Below are 24,834 nucleotides of genomic sequence, written 5' to 3'. Positions count from 1 at the left end.
ATGCTCAAGCAAGGAGCCATGATCAGCGGCGCTGGTTGTAGACGTCGATGCAGACGGCGCCGAGCAGCACGAGGCCCTTGATCACCTGCTGATAATCGATGCCGATGCCGAGGATCGACATGCCGTTGTTCATCACGCCCATGATCATGGCGCCGACCACCGCGCCGCCGACCCGGCCGACGCCGCCATAGGCCGAGGCGCCGCCGATGAAGCAGGCGGCGATCACGTCGAGCTCGAAGCCGAGCCCCGCCTTCGGCGTCGCGGTGTTGAGCCGCGCGGCGAACACGAGGCCGGCGAGCGCCGCCAGCACGCCCATGTTCACGAAGGTGAAGAAGGTCAGCCGCTCGGTCTTCACGCCCGACAGCTTGGCCGCCTTGGCGTTGCCGCCGACCGCATAGACCTGGCGGCCGAGCACGGTGCGCCGCGTGACAAAGGCGTAGAGCGCGATCAGCGCCGTCATGATCACCAGCACGTTGGGCAGGCCGCGGTGCGAGGCGATCAGATAGGTGAAATACAGCACCGCGCCGGCGAGCGCGATGCTCTTGAGGATGAAGAACGCGTAAGGCTCCACCTCGATGCCGTGCGCCTGCTCGCGCGCCCGGCCCTTGGCGCTTGCCAGCACCAGCACGAACGCCAGCACGATGCCGATCAGCAGCGAGGTCGGGTAGAGCGTGCCGGCGCTCGGGAACAGTTCCGGGATGAAGCCCGACGACAGTTTCTGGAAGGTCGGCGGGAACGGCCCGACCGACTTGCCCTGCAGCACCGCGAGCGCAAGGCCCTTGAACACCAGCATGCCGGCCAGCGTCACGATGAAGGACGGAATGCCGAAATACGCCACCCAATAGCCCTGCGCTGCGCCGATCGCGGCACCGACCAGCAGGCAGGCGACGAACGCGACGGGGTAGCTGACGTGGTACTGCACCATCAGCACCGCGGCGACCGCGCCGACGAAGCCCGCGACCGAGCCGACCGAGAGGTCGATATGCCCAGTGACGATCACCAGCAGCATGCCGAGCGCCATGATCACGATGTAGCTGTTCTGCAGCACGAGGTTGGTGAGGTTGAGCGGCTGCAGCAGCGTGCCGTCGGTCACGATCTCGAAGAACAGCATGATCGCGAGCAGCGACAGCAGCATGCCGTAATTGCGCAGATTGTTCTTGATGAAGCCGGAATGCTTCGGAGCCTCGGGAAGTGACACCGTCTTGTCGGTCATCGCACTGCTCCTTGCGTCAGAACCGCGGCGGCGGGCGCGCCGGCCATCCTGACGTTGCGCATGATGGCGCGCATGATGTTCTCCTGTGTCGCGTCCTCTTTGGCGAACTCGCCGACGAAGGCGCCGTCGTTCATCACGCAGATCCGGTCGCAGATGCCGAGCAGCTCAGGCATTTCCGACGAGATCACCACGACGCCCTTGCCGGCCTCCGCCAGCTCGTTGATGATACAGTAAATCTCGTATTTCGCCCCGACGTCGATGCCCCGCGTGGGCTCGTCCAGCAGCAAAACCTTCGGGTCGGTCATCAGCCATTTCGACAGCACCACCTTCTGCTGGTTGCCGCCGGAGAGCTGGCCGGTCTCCTGATAGACGTCGGAGCAGCGGATCCGCATCCGGTTGCGGTAGTCGCTGGCGGCCTTCAGCTCGACGACGTCGTCGATCACGCCACGCCCGGCGACCTGGCGCAGGCTCGCCAGCGTCACGTTCTTGCGGACGTCGTCTGCCAGGATCAGCCCGAGCTGCTTGCGGTCCTCGGTGACATAGGCGAGGCCGGCGTCGATCGCGGCCGGCACGCTGGAGAGCACAACCTCCCGGCCGTCGAGCCGGACCTTGCCTGAGATGTTGTAGCTCCAGGCGTGGCCGAACAAGCTCATCGCGAACTCGGTGCGGCCGGCGCCCATCAGGCCGGCGATCCCGACCACCTCGCCGCGCCGCACGGTGAAGTCGACATTCTTGATCACCTGCCGCGTGGTGTGCAGCGGGTGATGCACCGACCAGTTCTCGACCGTCATGACGGGGTCGCCGATCGCGACATTGCGCTCGGGGAAGCGATGCGCGAGGTCGCGGTTGACCATGCTGCGGATGATGCGGTCCTCCTCGATCCGCTCGCTGCGGCAATCGAGGCTGTCGACGGTGCGGCCGTCGCGCAGCACCGTGATGCGGTCGGCGACGCGGGCGACCTCGTTCAGCTTGTGCGAGATCAGGATCGAGGCGATGCCCTGCTCGCGGAAGGCACGGAGACGCTCGAGCAGCGCCTCGCTGTCGGCCTCGTTGAGGCTCGCGGTCGGCTCGTCGAGAATCAGGAGCCGCACCCGCTTGGACAGCGCCTTGGCGATCTCGACCAGCTGCTGCTTGCCGACACCGAGATCGGTCACCAGCGTATCGGGCGATTCCCGCAGGCCGACCTGCGCCAGCAGCTGCGCAGTGCGCCGGTACACAGTGTTGCGGTCGATCACACCGAACCGCGACGGCGGGTGCGAGAGAAAAATGTTCTCGGCGATCGACATCAGCGGGATCAGCGCCAGCTCCTGGTGGATGATGATGATCCCGAGCGCCTCGCTGTCGTTGATGTCGCGGAAGCGGCGCTCCTCGCCGTCGAAGACGATCGCCCCCTCGTAGCTGCCGGCGGGGTAGACCCCGCTCAGCACCTTCATCAGGGTCGACTTGCCGGCGCCGTTCTCGCCGACCAGCGCGTGGATCTCGCCGGCCTCCACGGTGAAGTTGACGTCGCGCAACGCCTGCACGCCGGCAAAGCTCTTGCTGACGCCGCGCATTTCAAGCATTGCCGTCATCGGATCAGGTCCCGCAGCGCTGGCCGGGCTCGGCGCCTAGTCGAATTGCGCGCGCTTGTAGTAGCCGCTGTCAATCAGGACTTTCTCCCAATTGGTCTTGTCCACCACAACCGGCTTGAGCAGATAGGACGGAACCACCTTGACCCCGTTGTTGTAGGTCTTGGTGTCGTTGACGGTGACGTCCTTCTTGCTCAGCACCGCGTCGACCATGTCGGCCGTCACCTTGGCGAGGTCGCGGGTGTCCTTGAAGATGGTCGAGTACTGCTCGCCGCGCAGCATCGCCTTGATCGAGGGCACCTCGGCATCCTGCCCGCTGACAAACGGCATCGGCTGCTCCTTGCTGCCATAGCCGACGCCCTTCAGCGAGGAGATGATGCCGATCGACAGGCCGTCATAAGGCGACAGCACCGCATCGACCCGCTTCTTGCCGTAGAAGGCGCTGAGCAGGTTGTCCATGCGGGCCTGCGCGGTCGCGCCGTCCCAGCGCAGGGTCGCGACCTTGTCCATGCCCATCTGCCCGCTGGCGACCACAAGCTTGCCGCTGTCGATATAGGGCTTCAGCACCGACATCGCGCCGTCGTAGAAGAAGTAGGCGTTGTTGTCGTCGGGCGAGCCGCCGAACAGCTCGATGTTGAAGGGCCCCTTGCCCTCCTTCAGGCCGAGCGCGTTCTCGATCGACTGCGCCTGCAGCACGCCGACCTGGAAATTGTCGAATGTCGCGTAATAGTCGACATTGGGGGTACCGCGGATCAGGCGGTCATAGGCGATGACCGTGATGCCCTGGGCCTTGGCCTGCTTCAGCACGTCGGACAGCGTGGTGCCGTCGATCGCCGCGATCACCAGCACCTTGGCGCCCTTGGTCACCATGTTCTCGACCTGGGACAGCTGGTTCGGGATGTCGTCCTCGGCATATTGCAGGTCGGTGCCGTAGCCGCGCTCCTTCAGCACCTTGACCATGTTGTTGCCGTCGTCGATCCAGCGGGCCGAGGACTTGGTCGGCATCGCGATCCCGATGGTCGGCTTGCTCTGGGCGAGCGCGTCCGACGCGGTGGCAGCGCCGAGACCGGCCAGCGCGAGCCCGAACAAAGTGGCCTTCAACCTGAACATGCGTCACTCCCTTTCTTCTTGAATTGTTTCTGCGTTGCAGACGGCATCAGCCGTCGCGCAGGCCGGTTGCCCGGCCGGGCACGACGTCGCAGCGGCGTCCGCCACCAGTGCGATCGGAAATTGCGGGATTCTCGATGCAGCCCAAGATGCAACCCATGGCCAGGCCAACCCTCGCTCGCACACCTGCCCCAATCCACGAACTGCCGGCCAGGTTCACCCGCACGCGATCGGACGGATCGAAAGAAGCAGCGGGATGGCGATGGGGATCATGAGGCGCAGTCTCCCGAAATCGTTCGTGCGCGCCATTCCACCGGGGGATTTGGTGTTATGGCACCGCTTGGCGACCCTCTTGCGGGGTACGGCGCGACTATCTCACGGAAGGAATGCCGCGACTAGTCATATTATTTGACTATTGAGCGGTGGCTGGTCGGGGGCCCCACGCCGGCTGAACAAGCGCCGCTGTTCAACCCGTCCCTGAGAGAATGTGAAGCTTTGCCCTCATCTACCGTTGTCATCGCCCGGCTTGACCGGGCGATCCAGTACGCCGCGGCCTCTCGCTTCTATCACCGGCGTCTCTGGAATACTGGATCACCCGGTCAAGCCGGGTGATGACACCGAGCAAGTTGAGCAAACCAACACTGTCACCCTCAGGTATCGATCTCCGGGAGCTCATCCACGACCAGGAGCGCCCCGGTCCAGTCGTCGTCGCTGAAATAGGCGCTGCGGGTGATGACGACGGGAATGCCGGCCGACGACGCCGCGACGAGGCCGTTGCCGGAATCCTCGATGGCGATGCAGTCGGCCGGCGCCAGCTGCAGCCGCGCCAGCACCTCGACATAGACATCGGGCGCCGGCTTCTTGCGCGGAACATCGTCGCCGGCGACGATCGTCTCGAACAGATCGGCCCAGCCGCCACCCAGCGCGACCGAGAGCAGCGCATCGATATTGCCGTGCGAGGTCGTCGTCGCGATCGCGAGGCGCTGGCCGCGCTCGCGCGCGCCGGCGAGGCAGGCCGCGACGCCCGGCCGCAGCGGGCAATCGCCGGCTGCGATCAGCGCGGCGTAGCGCGCGGTCTTGGCCCGGTGCAGGTCGGCGATCTCGGCAAAGCTCAGCCTGGAGACGGCGTTGCGCTGGTCGTAGGCGCGGATGCGCTCCTTGCCGCCGGCGACCCGCAGCAGTCGCGCATAGGTCGGCCGATCCCAATGCCAGCCGAGGCCGGCCTCGGCGAAGGCCCCGTTGAAGGCACGGCGGTGCACCTCCTCGGTTTCGGCGAGCGTGCCGTCAACGTCGAAGATCAACGCGCGGGCGTTCGCAATGATGTGACGCATTCCACCGGTGCGAATGGCCGCGAGCGCCTGGTTCATCGCTCCTCGCCCGCACCAGTGCCCTTGGAGAATACCCGGCTCGCCAGCACGTCACCCGCCTCGATCGACATCACGTCGTCGGCGGTCAGCGTGCGGTCGAGTTTGGCGACGATCCGGTTGGCCTGGCGCAGCCGGATGCGGTCGAGCGCGTTGCGGATCGAGCGCGCGTTGGAGAACAAAGGCTGCAGCTTGCGTGCAGCGATGTAGCGGATGAAGGCCTCGCGTGCTTCCGGCGAGAAACGATAGTTCTGCTGCTGCAGCATCAGTTCGGCGATCCAGAGCAGCTCGGCGTCCGAATAGTCGGGAAAGTCGACATGGTGCGCGATGCGCGAGCGAAAGCCCGGATTGCTCTGGAAGAACTTTTCCATCCGGTCGCCGTAGCCCGCCAGGATCACCACCATGTCCTCGCGCTGCTGCTCCATCACCTGCAGCAGGATCTCGATCGCTTCCTGGCCGTAGTCGCGCTCGTTCTCGGGGCGATAGAGATAATACGCCTCGTCGATGAACAGCACGCCGCCCATCGCCTTCTTCAATATTTCTTTCGTCTTCGGCGCGGTGTGGCCGATATATTGCCCGACCAGATCGTCGCGCGTGACGCTGATGACATGGCCGCGGCGGACGAAGCCGAGCTTGTGCAGAATGCCGGCCATCCGCAGCGCCACGGTGGTCTTGCCGGTGCCGGGATTGCCGGTGAACGACATGTGCAGGGTCGGAAACGTCGTCGCCAGCGCCATCTTCTGCCTGATGCGCTCGACCAGTAGCAGCGAGGCGATCTCGCGGATGCGGGTCTTCACGGGCTTCAGCCCGATCAGTTCGGAATCGAGCTGGTCAAGCACGGCGCCGACGCCGAGGTCGGCGAATTCATGCCGGAGGTCCACGGTCTCGAGCGGGGCGTCGCGGGTCTGCTCTTGCGGTTGCGTCATCGTGCTCTCGTATCGAAAAAAGCTCCGTCGCCGCGGCGGCGACGACGGAGAAGTGCATCCGGACCAGGACGGTCGAGGGAGCAACCCGCCTGGTGTTTGAGCCGGACGCGGTCAGTGATCGGTGTAGCGCTCGCCTTCGGGCCGGGTGGCCGCATAGGCGCGCGTCGAATAGCGGATGTTGCGGCCGACGGATTCCTGGCGATCGAGCCCGAAGCCGGGTTCCTCACGCGGCCGGTTGACGATGAAGGAGATGCGGACCGACTCCCAGCCATGGCTGGAATCGAAGCCGGAGATCCTTATGTAGCGGTCGCCATAGACCCGCCGGCAATCGGCGAGCTCCTTCATGATCCCCGCGGCATCGCGCAGGTCGAACATCGGCAGGCCCCACATCTCCCAATAGGTGTTGCGGGGATGCGGGTCGTCGGTGAACTCGATGTTCACCGCAAAGCCCTTGTCGAGGCAGTATTGCACCTGCGCTGCGATCTGCTCGTCGGTGAGATCGGGCAGGAATGAAAAACAACCTTGGGTCACGCGCATGAGAAACTCCTGTCAGACCGCCATGCTCGGCGTGGGGATGAAGTCGGGAGCGTCGGTCGATTCGTAGTTGAAGGTGACGTCCTTCCAGACATCGAGCGCCTCGCGCAGCGGCGTGCAGGTCTGCGCCGCCCTGGCCAGGATCTCCGGCCCTTCATGGACGTAGTCGCGGCCCTCGTTGCGAGCGAGGATCATCGCTTCCAGCGCGACGCGGTTGGCGGTGGCGCCGGCCTGGATGCCGCGGGGATGGCCGATGGTGCCGCCGCCGAACTGCAAGACGACGTCCTCGCCGAGCAGGTCGAGCAGCTGGTGCATCTGGCCGGCATGGATGCCGCCTGATGCCACCGGCATCAGCTTGTTGAGGCTCGCCCAGTGCTGGTCGAAGAACACGCCGTGCTCGAGCTGCAGCGGGTTGAAGTCCTCGCGGCAGATGTCGTAGTAGCCGCGCGTCGTGTTGGGATCGCCCTCGAGCTTGCCGACCACGGTGCCGGCATGGATGTGATCGACGCCGGCGAGCCGCATCCATTTTGCGATCACGCGGAACGACACGCCGTGGCTGCGCTGGCGGGTGTAGGTCGAGTGGCCGGCGCGATGCAAATGCAGGATCATGTCGTGCTTGCGCGCCCACTTCGCCATCGACTGGATCGCGGTGTAGCCGATCACGAGATCGATCATGACGATGTTGGAGCCGATCTCGTGCGCGAACTCGGCACGCTCGTACATGTCCTCCATGGTCGCGGCGGTGACGTTGAGATAGGTGCCCTTGATCTCGCCGGTCGCGGCCTGCGCGCGGTTGACCGCTTCCATGCAGTAGAGGAAGCGCTCGCGCCAGTGCATGAAGGGCTGCGAGTTGATGTTCTCGTCGTCCTTGGTGAAGTCGAGCCCGCCCTTGAGCGCCTCGTAGACCACGCGGCCGTAGTTGCGGCCGGACAGGCCGAGCTTCGGCTTGACGGTGGCGCCGAGCAGCGGCCGGCCGAACTTGTCGAGCCGCTCGCGCTCGACCACGATGCCGGTCGCCGGGCCCTGAAACGTCTTCACATAGGCGATCGGCAGCCGCATGTCCTCGAGCCGCAGCGCCTTCAGCGGCTTGAAGCCGAACACGTTGCCGATGATCGACGCGGTCAGGTTGGCGATCGAGCCCGGCTCGAACAGATCGAGGTCGTAGGCGATGTAGGCGAAGTAGCTGCCCGGCGAGTTCGGCACCGGATCGACCCGGTAGCACTTCGCGCGGTATTTCTCCGCGGCCGTCAGGCGGTCGGTCCACACCACGGTCCAGGTCGCGGTCGAGGATTCGCCCGCCACCGCGGCGCAGGCCTCGGTCGGATCGACGCCATCCTGCGGCGTGACGCGGAACAGCGCGATGACGTCGGTGTCCTTGGGCTCGTAGTTCGGCTCCCAATAACCCATCCGCTTGTATTCCATCACGCCGGACTTGTAGCGATCCTTGCCGCGCACGGTCATCGACTGCTGCACATTCATGTCAATCTCCTGTCGTTCGTGGCGGCCGGCTCAGGCGGCCTGGGTCATGCTTCCAATCTGCGGATCGAGCGCGCCGGCCCGATAGCGCTTTGCCATCTCCGGCAGCGACACCACCTTGATCTTCGCGGCGTTGCCTGCGGTGCCGAACTGCTCGAAGCGGTCGCGGCAGAGCTCGCGCAGCGCGTCCATCGCCGGCTTGAGGAACTTGCGCGGGTCGAACTCGCTCTTCGACTGCGTAGCGACCTTGCGGAACGCGGCGGCCATCGCCAGCCGGCAATCGGTATCGATGTTGACCTTGCGCACGCCGTGCCGGATGCCGCGGACGATCTCCTCGACCGGCACGCCCCAGGTCTGCGGCATCTCGCCGCCGAAGGCGTTGAACATGTCCTGCAGCGGCTGCGGCACCGAGGACGAGCCGTGCATCACCAGATGCGTGTTGGGCAGCCGCGAATGAATCTCCTCGACCACGCGCATCGCCAAAATCTCGCCGTCGGGCCGGCGGGTGAACTTGTAGGCGCCGTGCGAGGTGCCCATTGCGATCGCCAGCGCATCGACCTTGGTGGCGCGGACGAAATCGACCGCCTGGCCGGGATCGGTGAGCAGCTGGTCGTGGCTGAGCGTGCCCTCGACGCCGTGACCGTCCTCCTGCTCGCCGCCGCCATGCTCGAGCGAGCCGAGCACGCCGAGTTCGCCCTCGACCGAGGCGCCGACCCAATGCGCCATGTCGACGACGCGGCGGGTGATGTCGACGTTGTAGTCATAATCCGCCGCCGTCTTGGCGTCGGCCTTGAGCGAGCCGTCCATCATTACCGAGGTGAAGCCGTAGCGGATCGCGGTGGCGCAGGTCGCCTCCTCGTTGCCGTGGTCGAGATGCAGGCAGAGCGGAATCTGCGGATACATCTCCTCGAGCGCGTCGATCATCTTCGCCAGCATGATATCGTTGGCATAGGCGCGCGCGCCGCGCGAGGCCTGGATGATGACCGGCGCATCGCAGTCAGCCGCGGCCGCCATGATGGCAAGGCCCTGCTCCATGTTGTTGATGTTGAAAGCCGGCACGCCGTAGCCGCGCTCGGCGGCATGATCCAGCAATTGCCTCAGGGTAATCCGCGCCATACTGACGTCCTCCTTTTAGTTCGATCGTTGCATCACGCGCTGCGCTGCGGCCGCGACCGCCGCCGGCGTGATGCCGAATTCGCGGTAGAGCACGTCGGCCGGGGCCGAGGCGCCGAAGCCGGTCATGCCGATGAACTCGCCGCCATCGCCGAGCCAGCGCGCCCAGTCGCCTTCGACCGCAGCTTCGACGCCGACGCGCGGCGCGCTGCCCAGCACCTTGGCGCGATAGTCGCGCGGCTGCTGGCGGAACAGGTCGAAGCACGGGGCCGAGACCACCGCGGCCTTCACCCCTGCTTCCGCCAGCAGCTTTGCGGCTTCGAGCGCGATCGCCACCTCCGAGCCCGTTGCAATCAGGGTGACGTCACGCCCGAAGGCCGGCTCGACGAGTACGTAGGCGCCGAGCGCGACCTGGTTGTTTTTGGGCATCTCGCGAACCGTCGGCAGCGCCTGCCGCGACAGGCAGAGGATCGACGGCGAGGTTTCCGCGCGCAGCGCGCAATCCCAGGCTTCCGCGGTCTCGACGGCGTCGGCTGGCCGAAACACCAGCAGGTTCGGAATCGCCCGCAGCGCCGCGAGGTGCTCGACCGGCTGATGCGTCGGCCCGTCCTCGCCGAGCCCGATCGAGTCATGGGTCATCACATGGATGACGCGGATGCCCATCAGAGCCGCGAGGCGGATCGCCGGCCGGTTGTAATCGGCGAAGGACAGGAAGGTGCCGCCATACGGGATGAAGCCGCCATGCAGCGCGATGCCGTTCATCGCCGCCGCCATGCCGTGCTCGCGGATGCCGTAATGGATGTAGCTGCCGTCGAGCGTCTCCGGCCGCACCGGCACCTGGGTCTTTGCCAGCGTGAGATTGGAGTGCGTGAGGTCGGCCGAGCCGCCGAGCAGGTTCGGCAGCGCTTCCGCGATCACGTCGATGACCTGCTGCGAGGCCTGCCGCGTCGCGAGTTTTGGCTGCTCGGTCGCGAACCGCGCCTGCAGCCTCGCCATCGCATCGACATAGGCGCACGGCAATTTCCGGTTCAGCGCGTCATGGAACGGTGAACGTTCGCCGTTGCCGGCGCGCCGCGAGCGCTCGATCCAGGCGCGGCGCGCCTCGCGGCCGCGTGCGCCGATCTCGCGCCACTCGGTCAGCACGGCGTCGGGAATCTCGAACGCCGGATACGGCCAGCCCAGCGCGGCGCGGGTCTTCTGCACCTCCTCAGTGCCAAGCGGCGCGCCATGCACCTTCTCGCTGCCCTGCCGGTTCGGCGCGCCGAACCCGATCACGGTGCGGCAGGCGATCAGCGACGGACGGTCGCTGGCCTTGGCCTGCCTGATCGCGGCCGCAATGGCCTGCGGATCGTGGCCGTCGATGCGGCAGACGTCCCAGCCGCTCGCCTTGAAGCGCGCGACCTGATCGTCCGAGCAGGACAGCGAGGTGGCGCCGTCGATCGAAATCTGATTGTCGTCGAACAGCACGATCAGCCGGTTCAGCCGCAGATGGCCGGCGAGCGAGATCGCCTCCTGGCTGATGCCCTCCATCAGGCAGCCATCGCCGGCAATGACATAAGTGAAGTGGTCGACGAGGTCGTCGCCGAAGCGTGCGTTCATCAGCCGCTCGGCCAGCGCCATGCCGACCGCGGTCGCGATCCCCTGCCCGAGCGGCCCGGTCGTGGTCTCGACCCCGGGCGTGTGACCATATTCGGGATGTCCCGGAGTTTTGGAGCCCCACTGCCGGAACGCCTTGAGCTGATCGAGCGTCATGCTCTCGTAGCCGGTCAGATGCAGCAGCGCGTAGAGCAGCATCGAGCCGTGGCCGGCCGACAGCACAAAGCGGTCGCGGTCGGGCCAGGCCGGATCGGCGGGATCGAACTTCAGGAAATCGGCGAACAGCACGGTGGCGACGTCGGCCATGCCCATCGGCATGCCGGGGTGGCCGGATTTCGCCTGCTCGACCGCATCGATCGCGAGAAAGCGGATGGCGTTGGCCATCTCGGCATGGCCGACATCGGTGCGGGGGCTGCTGGCTATGGACGCAAGTGCGGTCATATCGTTCGCCTCTTTCGTTCGATCAGTTGCAGGATCAGCGGCGTGAGGATGAGCTGCATCGCAAGGTCGAGCTTGGCGCCGTGAATCACGATCGAGTTGGCGCGCGACATGAAGCTTCCCGGGATCATCGACAGCAGATACGGGAAGTCGATGCCGCGCGGGTTCTTCAGCCGGATCACCACCATCGATTCGTCCGGCGTCGGGATCCAGCGCGCGATGAACGGGTTCGACGTGTCGACCGTCGGCACGCGCTGGAAGTTGATGTCGGTCTCGGTGAACTGCGGGCAGATGAAGTTCACGTAATCGGGCATGCGGCGCAGGATGGTGTCGGTCACCGCCTCGGTGGAGTAGCCGCGGTGACTGCGGTCGCGGTGCAGCTTCTGGATCCATTCGAGGTTGATGACCGGCACGACGCCGATCTTGAGGTCGGCGTGCTGCGCGACGTTCACGGTGTCGGTGACCACGGCGCCGTGCAGGCCCTCGTAGAACAACAGATCGGAGTTTTCCGGCAGCGGCTCCCATTCGGTGAAGGTGCCGGGCTTGGCGCCGTAGAGCCGCGCCTCCTCCTCGTCATGCACATAGTGCCGCGTCGTTCCGGTGCCGGTCTCGGCATAGTCGCGGAACAGCTTTTCCAGCTCCTCGAACAGGTTGGTTTCGGGGCTGAAATGGCTGAAATGCTTATTGCCGCGTTCCGCCTCCTCCACCATCTTGCTGCGCATCTCGGCGCGGTCGTAGCGGTGGAACGCGTCGCCCTCGACGTAAGCCGCAACCACGTTCTCGCGGCGGAAGATATTTTCAAACGTCTTCCGCACCGAGGTGGTGCCGGCGCCGGAGGAACCGGCGATCGAGATGATGGGATGTCGACGGGACATGCGCCCCTCCTCAGCGGAACAGGCCGCGCCGCGCGAACAGCGGGGCATCGCTGCTTTCGAACAACGGCTCGACGGTCAGGTGGACTGCATCGACGTCGCGCACCGCGCGGGTCGATCCCATGATCAGGGGTACGCGCTGATGCGGCGAGCGTGCCGACAATTCGAGAATCCGCGCGCGGCCGCTCGAGGCGGCGCCGCCCGCCCATTCCATGATCAGCGCGATCGGGTGCGCCTCGTACAACAGCCGCAGCCGGCCCTCGCGATAGCCCTGGCGCGCATCGGCCGGATAAAGGAACACGCCGCCGCGCATCAGGATGCGATAGGCCTCGGCGACCAGCGAGCCGATCCAGCGCATGTTGTAGTCCTGGCCGCGCTCGCCGTTCACCCCGGCCAGGCACTGGTCGATGTAGCCGCGCACCGCGCCGCTCCAGTGCCGGCGGTTCGAGGCGTTGATGGCGAATTCCGGCGTGTCCGGCGGCACCTGCAGGTCGCGTCCGGTCAGCACGAACTCTCCCGTGCGCGGGTCGAGCGTGAAGCAATCGACGCACTGGTCGAACGCCAGCACCAGCACGGTCTGCGGGCCGTAGATGAAGCAGCCCGCGGCGTTTTGCGCCGTGCCGGGCTCGAAGAAGGTCGAGATGGCGTCGCGGGTCTTCGGCCGGATCGAGAAGATGGTACCGACCGAGATGTTGTTCTCCAGATTGGCCGAACCGTCGAGCGGATCGATCGCGACGCAGAGCGGCGCATCGGCATCGAGCACTTCGGGCAGTTCCATCTCCTCCGACACCACGGCAGCGACCGGCGCCGTGCGCAGCGCGTCGCGCATCAGGCGGTCGGCAATGATGTCGATGGTCTTCTGGCGATCGCCGTCGGGATTGATGCCGCCGCTCTCGCCGCCGATCGCGGCAAGGGAACCGGCGGCAATGGTGCGCGCGAGTTCGATGGCGGCGCCGGCGAGCGCCTCGATCACCGCGACCGTGGCGGCACGCATCGGGTTCTGCTGCGCCGGCCACTCCAGATAGGCATGCAATGCGGGACGAATCTCCACGGGTCTCTCCCTTTGATCACGCCCTCTGTGCCGAGGCTGTTTCGATCGACGACCCGCATTGGAGTCGCCGTTGCCACTATCAACGCGCGAATTGCCGAATTAGGGAAATTTCTTTATCTTTGGCGATGCCAAAGTTTTCCTTATGGAGCCCGCGATGGCCGGCCACTTCACGCGAGACCTCACCATCCGCCAGCTGCGCGCGCTGTCCGCCGTGCACGAGGCGGGCTCGATCACCTCGGCAGCCAATCGCCTCAATCTGACGCAGCCCGCGGTGACGCTGCAGCTGCGCAACCTGCAGGCGCTTGCCGAGCTGCCGCTGATCCAACGCACCGGCGACGGCATGGCGCTGACCGATGCCGGCGCGCATGTGCTGGCGCTGATCGAGCGGATCGAGGCGGCGCTGAAGGATTGCGAGCAGTCGCTCGACATGATCGCAGGCCGCAGCGGCGGCCGCGTCGCGATGGGCGCGGTCTCGACCGCGAAATATTTCGTGCCGTTTGCGATCGCCGCGTTCTCGCGCCGCTTTCCCAAGATCGAGGTCACGCTCAGGATCGGCAACCGCGAGGAGATCCGCGACGCGCTGCGCGGCTACGATCTCGATATTGCGGTGATGGGCGCGCCGCCGGCCGACCTCGAGGTCGAGATGAAGCCGCTCGGCCGGCATCCGCACTACATCGTCGCCGCCGCCGATCACCGGCTGGCACGGCGCCGGCACGTCGAGATATCCGAGCTCGCCGGTGAGACTTTCATCACCCGCGAGCAGGGATCCGGCACGCGGATGCTGATGCAGCAATTCTTCGAGCGTGTCGGCCTGGCGCCGAAGATCGGCATGGCGATGGACAGCAACGAGACCATCAAGCAGGCGGTGATGGCCGGGCTCGGCATCGCCTTCATCTCCCAGCACACCATCCATCACGAGCTGGAGGACGGCCGGCTGGTGGTGCTCAAGGTCCGGGGCCTGCCGATCGTCCGGCAGTGGCACGCGATCCGGCGCGCCGACAAGATCCTGCTGCCGCCGGCGAAAGCCATGCTGGATTTCCTCGGCAAGGACGGCTGGCGCTATCTGCCGAACACGCGCTAGGCGCCATGAGCATCACAGCGTGCATATGATCGCCGGCGCGTAGGCGGCGATCACCGAAGGTTCCGGTTTGCGCGCAACACGGTCGGATTCGGGTTGGTTGCTGCCGCAACGGGGGCATCGCCCCATCCTCGCCGGCACGTTGCGCTTGCCGGCGATTGAGCTTGCCCGCCGCGCGCTATCGCGGTGTTTACGCAGAAGCGAAAAAGGCGAGCCAGTGCCAACCGTTAGGCATTGCGCTCGGCCAAAACGCGTGTCAAATCTTCTTGGTGGACCGCGCGTATCGCTGCAAGGAGGATAACCTGCAGACCCCGTCCCCGCCCATGCCTGACTTCAAGGCGTTGTTCGAGGCGGCGCCCGGCCTCTATTTGGTGCTGACGCCACCCGAATTTCGCATCGCGGCGGCGAGCGACGCCTATTTGCGCGCCACGAGGACCGAGCGCGCCGCGATCCTCGGACGCGCGCTGTTCGACGTGTTCCCCGACAATCCCGACGATCCCGCCGCCGACGGCGTGCGGAACCTGCGCGCCTCGCTGGAGCGCGTGGTTCAGTTCCGCAAGCCCGACACCATGTCGGTGCAGAAATACGATATCCGCAAGCCCGAGGCGGAAGGCGGCGGCTTCGAGGAACGTTACTGGAGCCCGCGCAACTCGCCGGTGTTCGGGCCGGGCGGGCAGCTGAGCTACATCATCCATCGCGTCGAGGACGTCACCCAGTTCATCCATCTGAAGCACCGTGGTGTCGAGCAGGACAAGCTGGCGGACCAGCTGCGCGAGCGCACCGAGCAGATGGAAGCCGAGATTTTCATGCGCGCCCGCGAGGTCGAGGCGGCGCGCGAACAGCTCGAGGCCGAGCAGAAGCTGCGCCAGGTGCAGAAGATGGAGGCGGTCGGGCACCTCACCGGCGGCATCGCGCACGACTTCAACAACATCCTGACCGTGATCACCGGCCTGATCGACATCCTCGCCGAGGCCGTCGAGCACGATGCCGCGCTGTCATCCGTCACCAAGATGATCAGCGACGCCGCCTCGCGCGGCGCCGAGGTGACAAAACATCTGCTCGCCTTCTCGCGGCAGCAGCCTTTGCAGCCGCGCGAGGCCGACCTCAACACGCTGGTGCAGGACACCGCGCGGCTGCTGCGCCCCTCGCTCGGCGAGCAGATCGAGATCGAGACCTCGCTCGAGCCCGACGCCTGGCCGGCCTTCATCGATCCCAACCACATGGCGACCGCGCTGCTCAATCTCGCGGTCAATGCCCGCGATGCGATGCCCGACGGCGGCAAGCTGATGCTGGAGACCAGCAACGTCATCCTCGACGAGACCTACGCCGCCTCCAATCTGGATGTGCGGGCCGGCGAATATGTCATGGTCGCGGTCAGCGACACCGGCGCCGGCATCCCGGAAACGATCCGGGAAAAGGTGTTCGAGCCGTTCTTCACCACCAAGGACACCGGCAAGGGCACCGGCCTTGGCCTGAGCATGGTCTACGGCTTCATCAAGCAGTCCGACGGGCATCTCAAGATCTATTCCGAAGAGGGCCACGGCACCTCGATCAAGCTGTATCTGCCGCGCTCGAGCGGCGACATGGAAGAGGCCGAACCGCCCGCCGCGGTCGATGCGCGCGGCGGCAACGAGACCATTTTGGTGGTCGAGGACGATCCGCTGGTCCGCAACTACGTCAGCGCCCAGCTCGAGCAACTTGGCTACCGCACTTTGGTCACCGCCAACGGCCCCGAGGCGCTGGCGGCGATCGACAAGGGATTCGTCTGCGACGTGCTGTTCACCGACGTCATCATGTCCGGCGGCATGAATGGCCGGCAGGTCGCCGACGCGGTGCTGGCAAAACTGCCGTCGGTGCGGGTGCTGTTCACCTCCGGCTACACCGAGGATGCGATCTTCCACCACGGCCGGCTCGATCCCGACGTGACCTTGCTGGCAAAGCCCTATCGCAAGTCCGATCTGGCGCGGATGATCCGCCAGGTGCTGACCCAGCCGCCCGCGCCGGTATCGGCGAAGTGATGCTCGCTAAGGCCCGAAGCTGGAGCGGCTTTGGATCTTCCATTCACCGTTAAGCAGGCTCAGAACGTAAAGCGAATCGTAGACGCCGATCACCGAGCCGTCCGCGCGAAAGCGGGTGTAGCGCAGCGCGTAGTGCGCCTTCACCGGCGAGGATTGCACCAGCCTGATCTCGTTCCAGGCGCTGTGGTGCCAGCCGTCCTGCTTGCGCAGCCGCTCGAACAAATCCATCGGATTGCTGCCGGCCTGCTGATAGACGGTGACCACGCCGCCGGCGAGCCGCACGTGCGGGAAATGCATCAACGCGTCCATCGCCGCGGCGTCGTAACGATTGAGCGCGGCCATCCAGCGCGTCAGCACATCCTCGCATCTCGCCTGGTCGTCGGGCGAAATCTGCGCCTCGACGCTATAGGTTGCGGCCGGCTCCGGCATCATGCATCTCCGCCTTGCTTGTTGCTGATGTCGGCGCGCACGGCGGCGCCCGAAAGGAACAGCGCCGCGCAGGCCTTGGCGCGGGCTTCGAGCTCCTGCCGCGACGGCGCCGGCCTGCGTCCGTACATGACGTCGCGCTGCGGCTGGAACACGAGCATGCCGAGCATCATGCCGGCCGCGGCCTGCACGTCGTCCACCGCGATCCGCCCTCGCCGCTGCTGCACGCCGAGCCATGCCGCCAGCGCAGCAAGGGTCCGCTGCATCGCCTTCTCGTAGAACGTCTCGGCGATATCGGGGAATTTGTCGCTTTCGGCCAGGATGATGCGCTGGAGCGCAATGACCTCGCCATCGAGGATCAGCTCGGCACAGGTCAGCAGTGCGGCCTCCAGCGCTGCCGCGATGTCGCGGCCGTCGCAGGCGCCGAGATTCACGATCGAGACGAAGCGGTCCATGCGGTCCGTCAGCGTGCTCTCGAACAGCGCGAACTTGGTCGGCACCAGCCGGTAGAGCGTCTTGGTGGAAACGCCGGCGCGGCAGGCCACGTCGGCCATGCTGGTCACGGCAAAGCCGCGCGTCGCGAATTCATGCCGCGCGGCGTCATAGATCAAAGCGCGCGTCTCATCGTCGGAGCGCAGCTGCGGCCGCCCGCGGCCACGGCGCTCCGGCGCGCCTGCCGCTGCCTGACCCTTGTCCTTTCCACTCATCCGACGATCCAAGCCATGCTTTTACATGATGCCTGTCATTCCATTGACAGTCCCAATATGGGCCCTATTTTGGAAAACATCAAGTTTCCTAATTAAGCCAAACATCATCCAGGGCGATTAGTGAGATTTTACAAAGGGATAGAACCAGCGGAGTACCTTCCAATGAGCCAGCACGAAACGTCGTTCAAGGCCGACAGCAAGGTTCCGGCCGATACCGCCAAGCAATTGATTGCCACTCCGGAAGCGGCCGCCGCGCCGGCGCCTGCCGGTGTGAAGAGCAAGCTTCGCCGCCTGCTGCTCGCCGGCGCCGCAGTCGCGGCACTCGCAGGCGCTAGCTGGTACGGCTGGAATTACTGGACCATCGGCCGCTTTCAGGTGTCCACCGACGACGCCTATGTGAAGGCCGACAACACCACGATCGCGCCAAAGGTGTCCGGCTATCTCAGCGCCGTGCTGGTCGGTGACAACGAGCATATCCGCGCCGGCCAGGTGCTGGCGCGGATCGACGATCGCGACTTCAAGGTGGCGCTCGACCAGACCAAGGCCGACGTCGCCGCCGCCGAGGCCGCGATTGCGAGCAAGCACGCCCAGCTCGATGTGCAGCAGTCCGTGATCGAAGCGGCACGGGCGACGCTGGCGGTCGATACCGCGACCCAGACTTTTGCCGCACAGGAGAACAAGCGCTACACCGACCTCGCCGGCACCGGCTATGGCAGCGTGCAGAACGCGCAGCAGGCGCAGTCGCGCTACGCCAGCGCGCAGGCCGCAATTGCCCGCGACACCGCGAACCTCGCCTCAGCGCTGCGTCAGGTCGAGCTGCTCAAGGCCGACATCGCCCAGGCGGTCGCGGCGCAGGCCCGCGCGACCGCGCTGCAGCACCAGGCCGAGCTCAATCTCGGCTACACCACCATTATTGCGCCGATCGACGGTGTGGTCGGCAACCGCACGCTGCGCACCGGCCAGTTCGTCCAGGCCGGCACGCAACTGATGTCGCTGGTGCCGGCCAGCGGCGCCTATGTGATCGCAAATTACAAGGAGACGCAGCTCACCAACGTCCGCAAGGGCCAGCCGGTCGAGATCGAGGTCGACATGTTCCCCGGCCAGGTGGTGCGCGGCCATGTCGACAGCCTGGCGCCGGCGAGCGGCCAAGAGTTCGCGCTGCTGCCGCCCGATAACGCAACCGGCAACTTCACCAAGGTAGTGCAGCGCATCCCCGTGAAGATCGTGCTCGACGCCACGGAGGTCGAACTGCGGCCCGGCATGTCGGTCATCCCGACCATCGCGACGCTGTCGCAGCCGGCCGAGCCGGCTCCGTCCGCCAGGACCAAGACCACGCCGAAACTTGCTGTCGCCTCGTCCAAATAGGTGATGCCATGTCCGACCTCGCACTCTCCTCCCCCGCCGCCGCGCCTCGCCCCGCAGCCGTAGCCGATCCCAACCGCGCCAGCATGACCGTCTGGATATCGATCCTCGCGGCCATGATCGGCGCCTTCATGGCGATCCTCAACATCCAGATCACCAACGCCTCGCTGCTCAACATCGAGGGCGGCATCGGCACCGGCGTCGACAACGGCTCCTGGATCTCGACGTCGTATCTGATCGGCGAGATCGTGGTGATCCCACTCACCGACTACCTCAGCCGGGTGTTCTCCTTCCGCAGGATCATGATCGGCCACGCCACGCTGTTTGCGATCTTCTCGGTGGCCTGCGCCTTCACCCACGACCTGCCGTCGATGATCGCGATGCGCGGCCTGCAGGGCTATTTCGGCGGCGTGCTGATCCCGATGGCCTTCACGCTGGTGTTCACCAAGCTGCCGAAGCCGCAGCAGCCGATTGGGCTGGCGATGTTCGCGCTGGCCGTGACCTTCGCGCCGGCAATCGGCCCGACCATCGGCGGCTACCTCACCGAGAATTACGGCTGGCAGACCATCTTCTTCGTCAACGTGATCCCGACCGTGGTGATGGTCATCACGCTTTACTTCACGCTGGAGCGGCAACCGATGCAGCTGCATCTGCTCCGCGAGGGCGACTGGCTCGGCATCGCGACGATGGCGATCGGCCTCTCCTCGCTGCAGGCGGTGCTGGAGGAGGGCAACAAGGACGATTGGTTCGGCTCGCCCTTCATCGTCAAGCTCGCGGTGATCGCCGCGGTCAGCCTGACGCTGTTCGTCTGGATCGAGCTCGTGGTCGAGAAGCCGCTGATCCGGCTGCGCCTGCTCACCCAGCGCAGCTTCGGCTTCGGCACCATCTCGGCGGTGTTCGTCGGCTTCGCGCTGTTCGGCTCGGTCTACCTGCTGCCCGCCTATCTCGGCCAGGTGCAGCGCTACAATGCCGAGCAGATCGGCCAGGTGCTGGCCTGGACCGGCCTGCCGCAGCTGATCCTGATTCCGCTGGTGCCGAAGCTGATGCAGCGCTTCGATGCCCGCCTGATCGCGTTCACCGGGATGGTGCTGTTCGCGGTCTCCTCCTTCATGAACATCGCGATGTCGGTCGATTACTCCGGCGACCAGTTCTTCGTGCCGAACATCGTCCGCGCCATCGGCCAGGCGATCATGCTGGCGCCGCTGTCCGCGGTCAGCCTCGGCAGCGTCGCGCCGCAGGACGCGCCGGCGGCGTCAGGCATTTCCAACATGATGCGCAACCTCGGCGGCGCGATCGGCACCGCGCTGCTATCGACCATCGTCACCAAGCGCGAGCAGTTCCACTCCAACATCATCGGCCAGTCGGTCGACCTCGGCCGCGAGGAGGTGCGAAGCCGGATTGCCCAGGTCACCGACTACTTCCTGAGCCACGGCATTTCCGACCCCGCCACCGCGCATCACCAGGCGATCGTGGCGATCGGCAATATCGTCAAGCGCCAGGCGCTGGTGCTCGGCTTCAGCGACGCCTTTGCCGTGATCGGCATCGTGTTGGTGCTGGCCGCGATCGCGATCGTGCTGACCGGCAAGCCGAAGAGCGCGGCGGGTGGTGCCGGCGCGCACTAGAGCCGCGCGCTGTCGCCTCCTCAGCTCGCCTCGCGCAGCCTAAAGCGCTGGATCTTTCCGGTCTGCGTCTTCGGCAACGCCTCGACGAAGGAGATCGCGCGCGGATATTTGTACGGCGCGATCGTCGCCTTGACGTGATCCTGCAGCAGCTTGACCTCGAGCTCGTCGCTGCGCGCACCCGGCTTCAGCACGATGAAGGCCGCGACGATCTGCCCGCGTTCCTCGTCCGCCGTGCCGACCACGGCGCATTCGGCGACGTCGGGATGCCCGAGCAGCGCCGCCTCGACCTCGGGACCGGCAATGTTGTAGCCCGCCGAGATGATCATGTCGTCGGCGCGGGCGACGAAGGACAGCCGTCCGCTCGCGTCGCGGACGAAGGCGTCGCCGGTGATGTTCCAGCCGTCGCGCACATAGTTGGTCTGCCTGGAGTCGGCGAGGTAACGGCAGCCGGTCGGGCCGCGCACCGCGAGCTTGCCGACTTCGCCCGGCGGCAGCTCGTTCATATCGGCGTCGACGACCTTGGCCTCATAGCCCGCGACCGGCGTGCCGGTCGTTCCGGCCACCGCACTGCCGACGCGGTTGGTTATGAAGATGTGGAGCAGCTCGGTAGAGCCGATGCCGTCGAGGATCGGCTTGCCGGTCTTTTTGGTCCAGCTGTCGAACACCGGCGCCGGCAAGGTCTCGCCGGCCGAGACCGCAATCCGCAGCGACGACAGATCGGCGCCATTGTCCATCGCCGCCATCATGGCGCGATAGGCGGTCGGCGCGGTGAAGCAGATCGTCGCCTTGTAGGTCTCGATGATCCGGATCATCTCGCTCGGCGCCGCGTTCTCCAGCAGCGTCGCCGTCGCGCCGAAGCGCAGCGGGAAGATCGCAAGCCCGCCGAGGCCGAAGGTGAAGGCGAGCGGCGGCGAGCCGACGAACACGTCGTCCGGCGTCACCTTCAGCACTTCCTTGGCGTAGCCGTCCGCCACGATCAGGAGATCGCGGTGGAAATGCATCGTCGCCTTCGGCTCGCCTGTGGTGCCCGAGGTGAAGCCGAGCAGCGCGACATCGTCGCGGCCGGTCTTCACCGCCTCGAACTTCACCGGCTTGTTCAGCGCGATCCGGTCGAGCTCGGCGTCGTGGTTCTGGGTGCCGTCGAAGTTGACGACCTGCTTCAAAAATTTACTGGTCTTGGCGCAGGCCACCAGCTCGTCGGCGATGCGGCTGTCGGTCAGCGCCAGCGCAATCTCGGCCTTGTCGACGATCTTTGCCAGTTCGCCCGCGCGTAGCATCGGCATGGTGTTGACGACGACAGCGCCGGCCTTGGTCGCGGCGAGCCAGGCCGCGACCAGCGCCGGATTGTTGCCGGAGCGGATCAGCACGCGATTGCCCGGCTTGACGCCGTAGTTCTCCACCAGCGCATGCGCCAGGCGGTTCGACCAGTCGGTCAATTCCTTGTAGGTGCGCTGCCGGCCGTTGCCGATCAGCGCGATGTTGTCGCCCATCCCCCGCTCGACGATGCGGTCGGTCAGTTCGACCGCGGCGTTGAGGTAATCGGGATACTGGAATTCCGGCCGGTCGAGCAGCAGCTTTGGCCACAGCTCGGGCGGCGGCAGGTTGCGCCGCGCGAAATCGTCGACATGGCCCGATGGGCCGAGCCCGGGAAATTGATCCGACATTCGATCGCCCCTCGCTTTCCATCCAGAAAGGCCAAGGCTCTGGTCCGAAGAGCCCCTATCGAAACCACCGATATCGAGACGCCCGGCAGCGTCCCGATCCGCCAATCATTTTATACTTAAAATAATTTGGCGCAAGAGCGGAATTCACGCGCGGAAATGCCGCATCGCCGCCAGGGCGCTATGCCGACCTCGCCTTGGCGGAGCGCTGCGCCGAGCCCTTGGCCTTGCCGAGCAGCCGCATCAGCTCGCGGATGTCCTTTGGCGACAGATCGGCAAAGATGTCGGCGATCCACTTCTCGTGCTCGGCGGCCATCTTGCGGAATTCGGCGCGGCCGAGCTTGGTGAGGCGGATGAACTGCACCCGGCGGTCGGTCTCCGAGGTACGGCGGTCGAGATGGCCTGACTCGACCAGGCGCTCGACCAGGCCGGTGACGTTGCCGTTGGAGACCATCATCCGCTTCGACAGGTCGGACAGCGTCATGCCGTCGGCCACCTTGTCGAGCTGGGCCATCAGGTCGAAGCGCGGCAGTGTGACGTCGAATTTTTCGCGCAGCTGGCTGCGCACCTCGCCCTCGATCAGGGTGGTGCAGGTCAGAAGGCGGAGCCACAGCCGCAGCTCGGTGCCGTGGTCGTCGGGCAGTTCGACGGCTTTGGTTTCAGAATCGAGGATCATGCGGCGATCGCGCCTCCGCGCGGCGGGTTCCCAGTCGGACCTGATGTTTTGAGCTTCAAACAATTTGCGGCGCGCCGCAAGGACAATTGCGAATCGATACGCCGCCGCCGGCGCGATCCTGCAATTTCTTTAACCTTCAAGCAATTGGCGCGGCGCTTGCATGGAGCAAGATGATTGCCTTGGCGCGACGCCGCATCGCTTGCGGCAGTCGCGCCCGTCAGAATAAGCTGCGGCCCAAGGCATCGAGAGACGAGCCGTCAAGAAACCGGTCGGGGAGCTAAGATGAAGCAAGTGACAATGTGGGCGGGACTGGCGGCGCTGCTCAGCGTCGCGATCACCCCGGCAAACGCCCAGGAAAAAATCAAGATCGGCGTGCTGGTGACGACCTCAGGACCGGCCGCGGCACTCGGCCAGCAGGTCCGCGACGGCTTTGCGCTCGCGATCAAGGACCTCGGCGGCAAGATGGCCGGCCGCGACGTCGAGGTGGTCAACGCGGACGACGAGCTCAAGCCCGACGGCGCGGTGGTCAAGGTGCGCGGCCTGCTCGAGCGCGACAAGGTCGATTTCGTGGTCGGCCCGATCTTCTCCAACATCCTGCTCGCGATCCACCGACCGGTCACCGACAGCAAGACCTTTCTGATCAGCCCGAATGCCGGCCCGTCCAGCTACGCCGGCAAGGAGTGCAATCCGTTCTTCTATGTGACCTCGTACCAGAACGACCAGGTGCACGAGATCCTCGGCAAGGTGGCGCAGGACCGCGGCTACAAGCGCGTCTACCTCCTGGTGCCGAACTATCAGGCCGGCCGCGACTCGGTCGCCGGCTTCAAACTCGACTACAAGGGCGAGGTGGTCGAGGAATCCTACACGCCGCTGAACACGCTGGATTTCCAGCCCGAGCTTTCCAAGATCGCCTCGCTGAAGCCGGATGCGCTGTTCACCTTCATGCCCGGCGGCATGGGCGTGAATCTGGTCAAGCAGTACAAGCAGGCCGGCGCGACCGTGCCGGTGCTCTCGGCTTTCACTGTCGACGAATCCACCCTGCCCGCGCAGCAGGACGCCGCGGTCGGCATGTTCGGCGGCGCCAACTGGGCGCCAAATCTCGACAATCCCCAGAACAAGAAGTTCGTCGCCGCCTATGAGGCGGCCTTCGGCGGCGTGCCCGGCACCTATGCCATGCAGGCCTACGACACGGCGCTCCTGATCGACAGCGCGGTCAGGGCCGTGAAGGGCGACCTCGCCAACAAGGACGCGGTCGCCGCCGCGCTGAAAAAAGCCGAGTTCACCTCGCTGCGCGGTCAATTCAAGTTCAACAACAACGGCTATCCGATCCAGGACTTCTATCTCACCAAGGTCGCGAAGCGGCCGGACGGCAAGTTCCAGACCGAGGTCGTCGAAAAGGTGTTTTCGAATTACGGCGACCGCTACGCCAAGGACTGCGCGGCCAAGTGAAAGGGCCAAGTAATCCCAGGACAGGTCAATCCCAGGAGGAAAATATGACGATGAAAGACGAGATCGCCGGCATCACCCGCGCCAATGAAGGCATTCAAGGCATTACCTGGAGCATCCTCGGCCAGACCTACGTGCCGAAGAGCCGCACCGAGCATTCCTTCTCCTGGCACGCAACCTTCCCGCCCGGCACCTTCGTGCCGCCGCATATCCATCCCGACCAGGACGAGTATCTCTATATCCTCGAGGGCAAGCTCGACTTCATGCTCGACGGCGCCGACGAATCTGCAACGCCGGGCGATCTTGTGCGGCTGCCGATGGGCAAGCCGCACGGCATCTTCAACAAGTCGCAGCAGCCGGCGAAGACGCTGTTCTGGGTGTCGCCGACGCGCCGGCTCTACGACCTGTTCTGGGCGATCCACAACATGAAGGAGCAGAACCCGGACGACGTGGTGCGGCTCGCCGCCGAGCACAACATCCACTTCCTGCCGCCGCCTCCCGGCTAGGGCTTCCGTCATTGCGAGCGCAGCGAAGCAATCCATCGCTCCGCATATGCTGACGGATGGATTGCTTCGCTAGC

At 65.6% G+C, this 24,834-nt stretch carries 21 protein-coding genes; 6 read left to right on the top strand and 15 right to left on the bottom strand.

Features of this window, described 5'->3' with window-relative positions:
* Positions 1 to 22 precede the first annotated feature (22 nt).
* The 11 genes from mmsB to CI41S_RS35630 all read right to left on the bottom strand — a co-directional run bounded on the left by mmsB (position 23) and on the right by CI41S_RS35630 (position 13,201).
* Complete coding sequence (gene mmsB, locus CI41S_RS35680) at positions 23 to 1,213, bottom strand: multiple monosaccharide ABC transporter permease (RefSeq protein WP_139863682.1); 1,191 nt, start codon at positions 1,211 to 1,213, stop codon at positions 23 to 25.
* Positions 1,210 to 2,784 (bottom strand): multiple monosaccharide ABC transporter ATP-binding protein, encoded by a 1,575-nt coding sequence (gene mmsA / locus CI41S_RS35675; protein WP_139863681.1) that lies wholly within the window; start codon positions 2,782 to 2,784, stop codon positions 1,210 to 1,212. The genes mmsB and mmsA overlap by 4 nt, the downstream gene beginning before the upstream one ends.
* 36 nt (positions 2,785 to 2,820) lie before the next feature.
* Positions 2,821 to 3,891: a multiple monosaccharide ABC transporter substrate-binding protein gene (gene chvE / locus CI41S_RS35670; RefSeq protein ID WP_139863680.1), complete on the bottom strand. Its 1,071-nt coding sequence runs from the start codon at positions 3,889 to 3,891 to the stop codon at positions 2,821 to 2,823.
* Between the two features lie 647 nt (positions 3,892 to 4,538).
* A complete protein-coding gene (locus tag CI41S_RS35665; RefSeq protein WP_139863679.1) occupies positions 4,539 to 5,255 on the bottom strand; it encodes an HAD family hydrolase in 717 nt (238 codons plus the stop codon).
* Positions 5,252 to 6,178, bottom strand: a complete 927-nt coding sequence (gene cbbX, locus CI41S_RS35660) for a CbbX protein (protein WP_139863678.1) — start codon at positions 6,176 to 6,178, stop codon at positions 5,252 to 5,254. The genes CI41S_RS35665 and cbbX overlap by 4 nt, the downstream gene beginning before the upstream one ends.
* A 111-nt stretch (positions 6,179 to 6,289) precedes the next feature.
* The gene (locus tag CI41S_RS35655; protein ID WP_139863677.1) at positions 6,290 to 6,715 is read right to left on the bottom strand and encodes a ribulose bisphosphate carboxylase small subunit; all 426 of its coding nucleotides are present in this window, start codon (positions 6,713 to 6,715) and stop codon (positions 6,290 to 6,292) included.
* Between the two features lie 12 nt (positions 6,716 to 6,727).
* Positions 6,728 to 8,191 (bottom strand): form I ribulose bisphosphate carboxylase large subunit, encoded by a 1,464-nt coding sequence (locus CI41S_RS35650; RefSeq protein ID WP_139863676.1) that lies wholly within the window; start codon positions 8,189 to 8,191, stop codon positions 6,728 to 6,730.
* 30 nt (positions 8,192 to 8,221) lie between these two features.
* On the bottom strand, positions 8,222 to 9,304 hold the full coding sequence (gene fba, locus CI41S_RS35645) for a class II fructose-bisphosphate aldolase (protein WP_139863675.1): 1,083 nt from the start codon (positions 9,302 to 9,304) through the stop codon (positions 8,222 to 8,224).
* Between the two features lie 15 nt (positions 9,305 to 9,319).
* A complete protein-coding gene (gene tkt, locus CI41S_RS35640) occupies positions 9,320 to 11,338 on the bottom strand; it encodes a transketolase (RefSeq protein ID WP_139863674.1) in 2,019 nt (672 codons plus the stop codon).
* Entirely contained in the window at positions 11,335 to 12,210 is an 876-nt protein-coding gene (locus CI41S_RS35635; protein WP_139482453.1) for a phosphoribulokinase, read from the bottom strand. Before CI41S_RS35635 ends, tkt begins: the two co-directional genes overlap by 4 nt.
* Positions 12,211 to 12,220: 10 nt before the next feature.
* Positions 12,221 to 13,201 (bottom strand): class 1 fructose-bisphosphatase, encoded by a 981-nt coding sequence (locus CI41S_RS35630; protein ID WP_244626794.1) that lies wholly within the window; start codon positions 13,199 to 13,201, stop codon positions 12,221 to 12,223.
* Positions 13,202 to 13,412: 211 nt separating this feature from the next.
* Between CI41S_RS35630 and CI41S_RS35625 the strand changes: the two genes are divergently transcribed.
* Both CI41S_RS35625 and CI41S_RS35620 read left to right on the top strand, forming a co-directional pair.
* Complete coding sequence (locus CI41S_RS35625; RefSeq protein WP_172626841.1) at positions 13,413 to 14,339, top strand: LysR family transcriptional regulator; 927 nt, start codon at positions 13,413 to 13,415, stop codon at positions 14,337 to 14,339.
* 320 nt (positions 14,340 to 14,659) lie between these two features.
* Positions 14,660 to 16,354 (top strand): ATP-binding protein, encoded by a 1,695-nt coding sequence (locus tag CI41S_RS35620; protein ID WP_244626784.1) that lies wholly within the window; start codon positions 14,660 to 14,662, stop codon positions 16,352 to 16,354.
* Between the two features lie 6 nt (positions 16,355 to 16,360).
* Here CI41S_RS35620 and CI41S_RS35615 read toward each other — a convergent pair whose 3' ends face one another.
* Positions 16,361 to 16,783 carry a DUF6841 family protein gene (locus CI41S_RS35615; RefSeq protein WP_139482451.1) on the bottom strand — a complete coding sequence of 141 codons (423 nt, stop codon included), beginning with the start codon at positions 16,781 to 16,783 and terminating at the stop codon, positions 16,361 to 16,363.
* The gene (locus CI41S_RS35610) at positions 16,783 to 17,487 is read right to left on the bottom strand and encodes a TetR/AcrR family transcriptional regulator (RefSeq protein WP_139863673.1); all 705 of its coding nucleotides are present in this window, start codon (positions 17,485 to 17,487) and stop codon (positions 16,783 to 16,785) included. The genes CI41S_RS35615 and CI41S_RS35610 overlap by 1 nt, the downstream gene beginning before the upstream one ends.
* A 162-nt stretch (positions 17,488 to 17,649) precedes the next feature.
* Between CI41S_RS35610 and CI41S_RS35605 the strand changes: the two genes are divergently transcribed.
* Together CI41S_RS35605 and CI41S_RS35600 are read left to right on the top strand one after the other, a co-directional pair.
* Complete coding sequence (locus tag CI41S_RS35605; protein ID WP_139863672.1) at positions 17,650 to 18,852, top strand: HlyD family secretion protein; 1,203 nt, start codon at positions 17,650 to 17,652, stop codon at positions 18,850 to 18,852.
* Between the two features lie 8 nt (positions 18,853 to 18,860).
* Positions 18,861 to 20,471 carry an MDR family MFS transporter gene (locus tag CI41S_RS35600; protein WP_172628317.1) on the top strand — a complete coding sequence of 537 codons (1,611 nt, stop codon included), beginning with the start codon at positions 18,861 to 18,863 and terminating at the stop codon, positions 20,469 to 20,471.
* Between the two features lie 20 nt (positions 20,472 to 20,491).
* Here the strand turns inward: CI41S_RS35600 and CI41S_RS35595 are convergent, their stop codons facing one another.
* Complete coding sequence (locus tag CI41S_RS35595) at positions 20,492 to 22,135, bottom strand: benzoate-CoA ligase family protein (RefSeq protein ID WP_139863671.1); 1,644 nt, start codon at positions 22,133 to 22,135, stop codon at positions 20,492 to 20,494.
* Between the two features lie 178 nt (positions 22,136 to 22,313).
* Positions 22,314 to 22,808: a MarR family winged helix-turn-helix transcriptional regulator gene (locus tag CI41S_RS35590; protein WP_172626839.1), complete on the bottom strand. Its 495-nt coding sequence runs from the start codon at positions 22,806 to 22,808 to the stop codon at positions 22,314 to 22,316.
* Positions 22,809 to 23,090: 282 nt separating this feature from the next.
* On the opposite strand from CI41S_RS35590, the gene CI41S_RS35585 reads away from it, so the two are divergent.
* Complete coding sequence (locus CI41S_RS35585) at positions 23,091 to 24,257, top strand: ABC transporter substrate-binding protein (RefSeq protein WP_139482447.1); 1,167 nt, start codon at positions 23,091 to 23,093, stop codon at positions 24,255 to 24,257.
* Between the two features lie 50 nt (positions 24,258 to 24,307).
* On the top strand, positions 24,308 to 24,760 hold the full coding sequence (locus CI41S_RS35580; RefSeq protein ID WP_139863755.1) for a cupin domain-containing protein: 453 nt from the start codon (positions 24,308 to 24,310) through the stop codon (positions 24,758 to 24,760).
* The last annotated feature ends 74 nt before the right edge of the window (positions 24,761 to 24,834 follow it).

Origin of the sequence: Bradyrhizobium ivorense, assembly GCF_900696085.1 — a bacterium.
Taxonomy (GTDB): Bacteria; Pseudomonadota; Alphaproteobacteria; order Rhizobiales; family Xanthobacteraceae; genus Bradyrhizobium; species Bradyrhizobium ivorense.
This window is presented reverse-complemented; position numbering and strand designations above follow the sequence as displayed.

What these genes read in the sequence shown, in the direction of transcription:
- mmsB (WP_139863682.1), bottom strand. Translation starts at nt 1,213, where the DNA reads ATGACCGACAAGACGGTGTCACTTCCCGAGGCTCCGAAGCATTCCGGC.
- mmsA (WP_139863681.1), bottom strand. Translation starts at nt 2,784, where the DNA reads ATGACGGCAATGCTTGAAATGCGCGGCGTCAGCAAGAGCTTTGCCGGC.
- chvE (WP_139863680.1), bottom strand. Translation starts at nt 3,891, where the DNA reads ATGTTCAGGTTGAAGGCCACTTTGTTCGGGCTCGCGCTGGCCGGTCTC.
- CI41S_RS35665 (WP_139863679.1), bottom strand. Translation starts at nt 5,255, where the DNA reads ATGAACCAGGCGCTCGCGGCCATTCGCACCGGTGGAATGCGTCACATC.
- cbbX (WP_139863678.1), bottom strand. Translation starts at nt 6,178, where the DNA reads ATGACGCAACCGCAAGAGCAGACCCGCGACGCCCCGCTCGAGACCGTG.
- CI41S_RS35655 (WP_139863677.1), bottom strand. Translation starts at nt 6,715, where the DNA reads ATGCGCGTGACCCAAGGTTGTTTTTCATTCCTGCCCGATCTCACCGAC.
- CI41S_RS35650 (WP_139863676.1), bottom strand. Translation starts at nt 8,191, where the DNA reads ATGAATGTGCAGCAGTCGATGACCGTGCGCGGCAAGGATCGCTACAAG.
- fba (WP_139863675.1), bottom strand. Translation starts at nt 9,304, where the DNA reads ATGGCGCGGATTACCCTGAGGCAATTGCTGGATCATGCCGCCGAGCGC.
- tkt (WP_139863674.1), bottom strand. Translation starts at nt 11,338, where the DNA reads ATGACCGCACTTGCGTCCATAGCCAGCAGCCCCCGCACCGATGTCGGC.
- CI41S_RS35635 (WP_139482453.1), bottom strand. Translation starts at nt 12,210, where the DNA reads ATGTCCCGTCGACATCCCATCATCTCGATCGCCGGTTCCTCCGGCGCC.
- CI41S_RS35630 (WP_244626794.1), bottom strand. Translation starts at nt 13,201, where the DNA reads ATGCGTGCCGCCACGGTCGCGGTGATCGAGGCGCTCGCCGGCGCCGCC.
- CI41S_RS35625 (WP_172626841.1), top strand. Translation starts at nt 13,413, where the DNA reads ATGGCCGGCCACTTCACGCGAGACCTCACCATCCGCCAGCTGCGCGCG.
- CI41S_RS35620 (WP_244626784.1), top strand. Translation starts at nt 14,660, where the DNA reads ATGCCTGACTTCAAGGCGTTGTTCGAGGCGGCGCCCGGCCTCTATTTG.
- CI41S_RS35615 (WP_139482451.1), bottom strand. Translation starts at nt 16,783, where the DNA reads ATGCCGGAGCCGGCCGCAACCTATAGCGTCGAGGCGCAGATTTCGCCC.
- CI41S_RS35610 (WP_139863673.1), bottom strand. Translation starts at nt 17,487, where the DNA reads ATGAGTGGAAAGGACAAGGGTCAGGCAGCGGCAGGCGCGCCGGAGCGC.
- CI41S_RS35605 (WP_139863672.1), top strand. Translation starts at nt 17,650, where the DNA reads ATGAGCCAGCACGAAACGTCGTTCAAGGCCGACAGCAAGGTTCCGGCC.
- CI41S_RS35600 (WP_172628317.1), top strand. Translation starts at nt 18,861, where the DNA reads ATGTCCGACCTCGCACTCTCCTCCCCCGCCGCCGCGCCTCGCCCCGCA.
- CI41S_RS35595 (WP_139863671.1), bottom strand. Translation starts at nt 22,135, where the DNA reads ATGTCGGATCAATTTCCCGGGCTCGGCCCATCGGGCCATGTCGACGAT.
- CI41S_RS35590 (WP_172626839.1), bottom strand. Translation starts at nt 22,808, where the DNA reads ATGATCCTCGATTCTGAAACCAAAGCCGTCGAACTGCCCGACGACCAC.
- CI41S_RS35585 (WP_139482447.1), top strand. Translation starts at nt 23,091, where the DNA reads ATGAAGCAAGTGACAATGTGGGCGGGACTGGCGGCGCTGCTCAGCGTC.
- CI41S_RS35580 (WP_139863755.1), top strand. Translation starts at nt 24,308, where the DNA reads ATGAAAGACGAGATCGCCGGCATCACCCGCGCCAATGAAGGCATTCAA.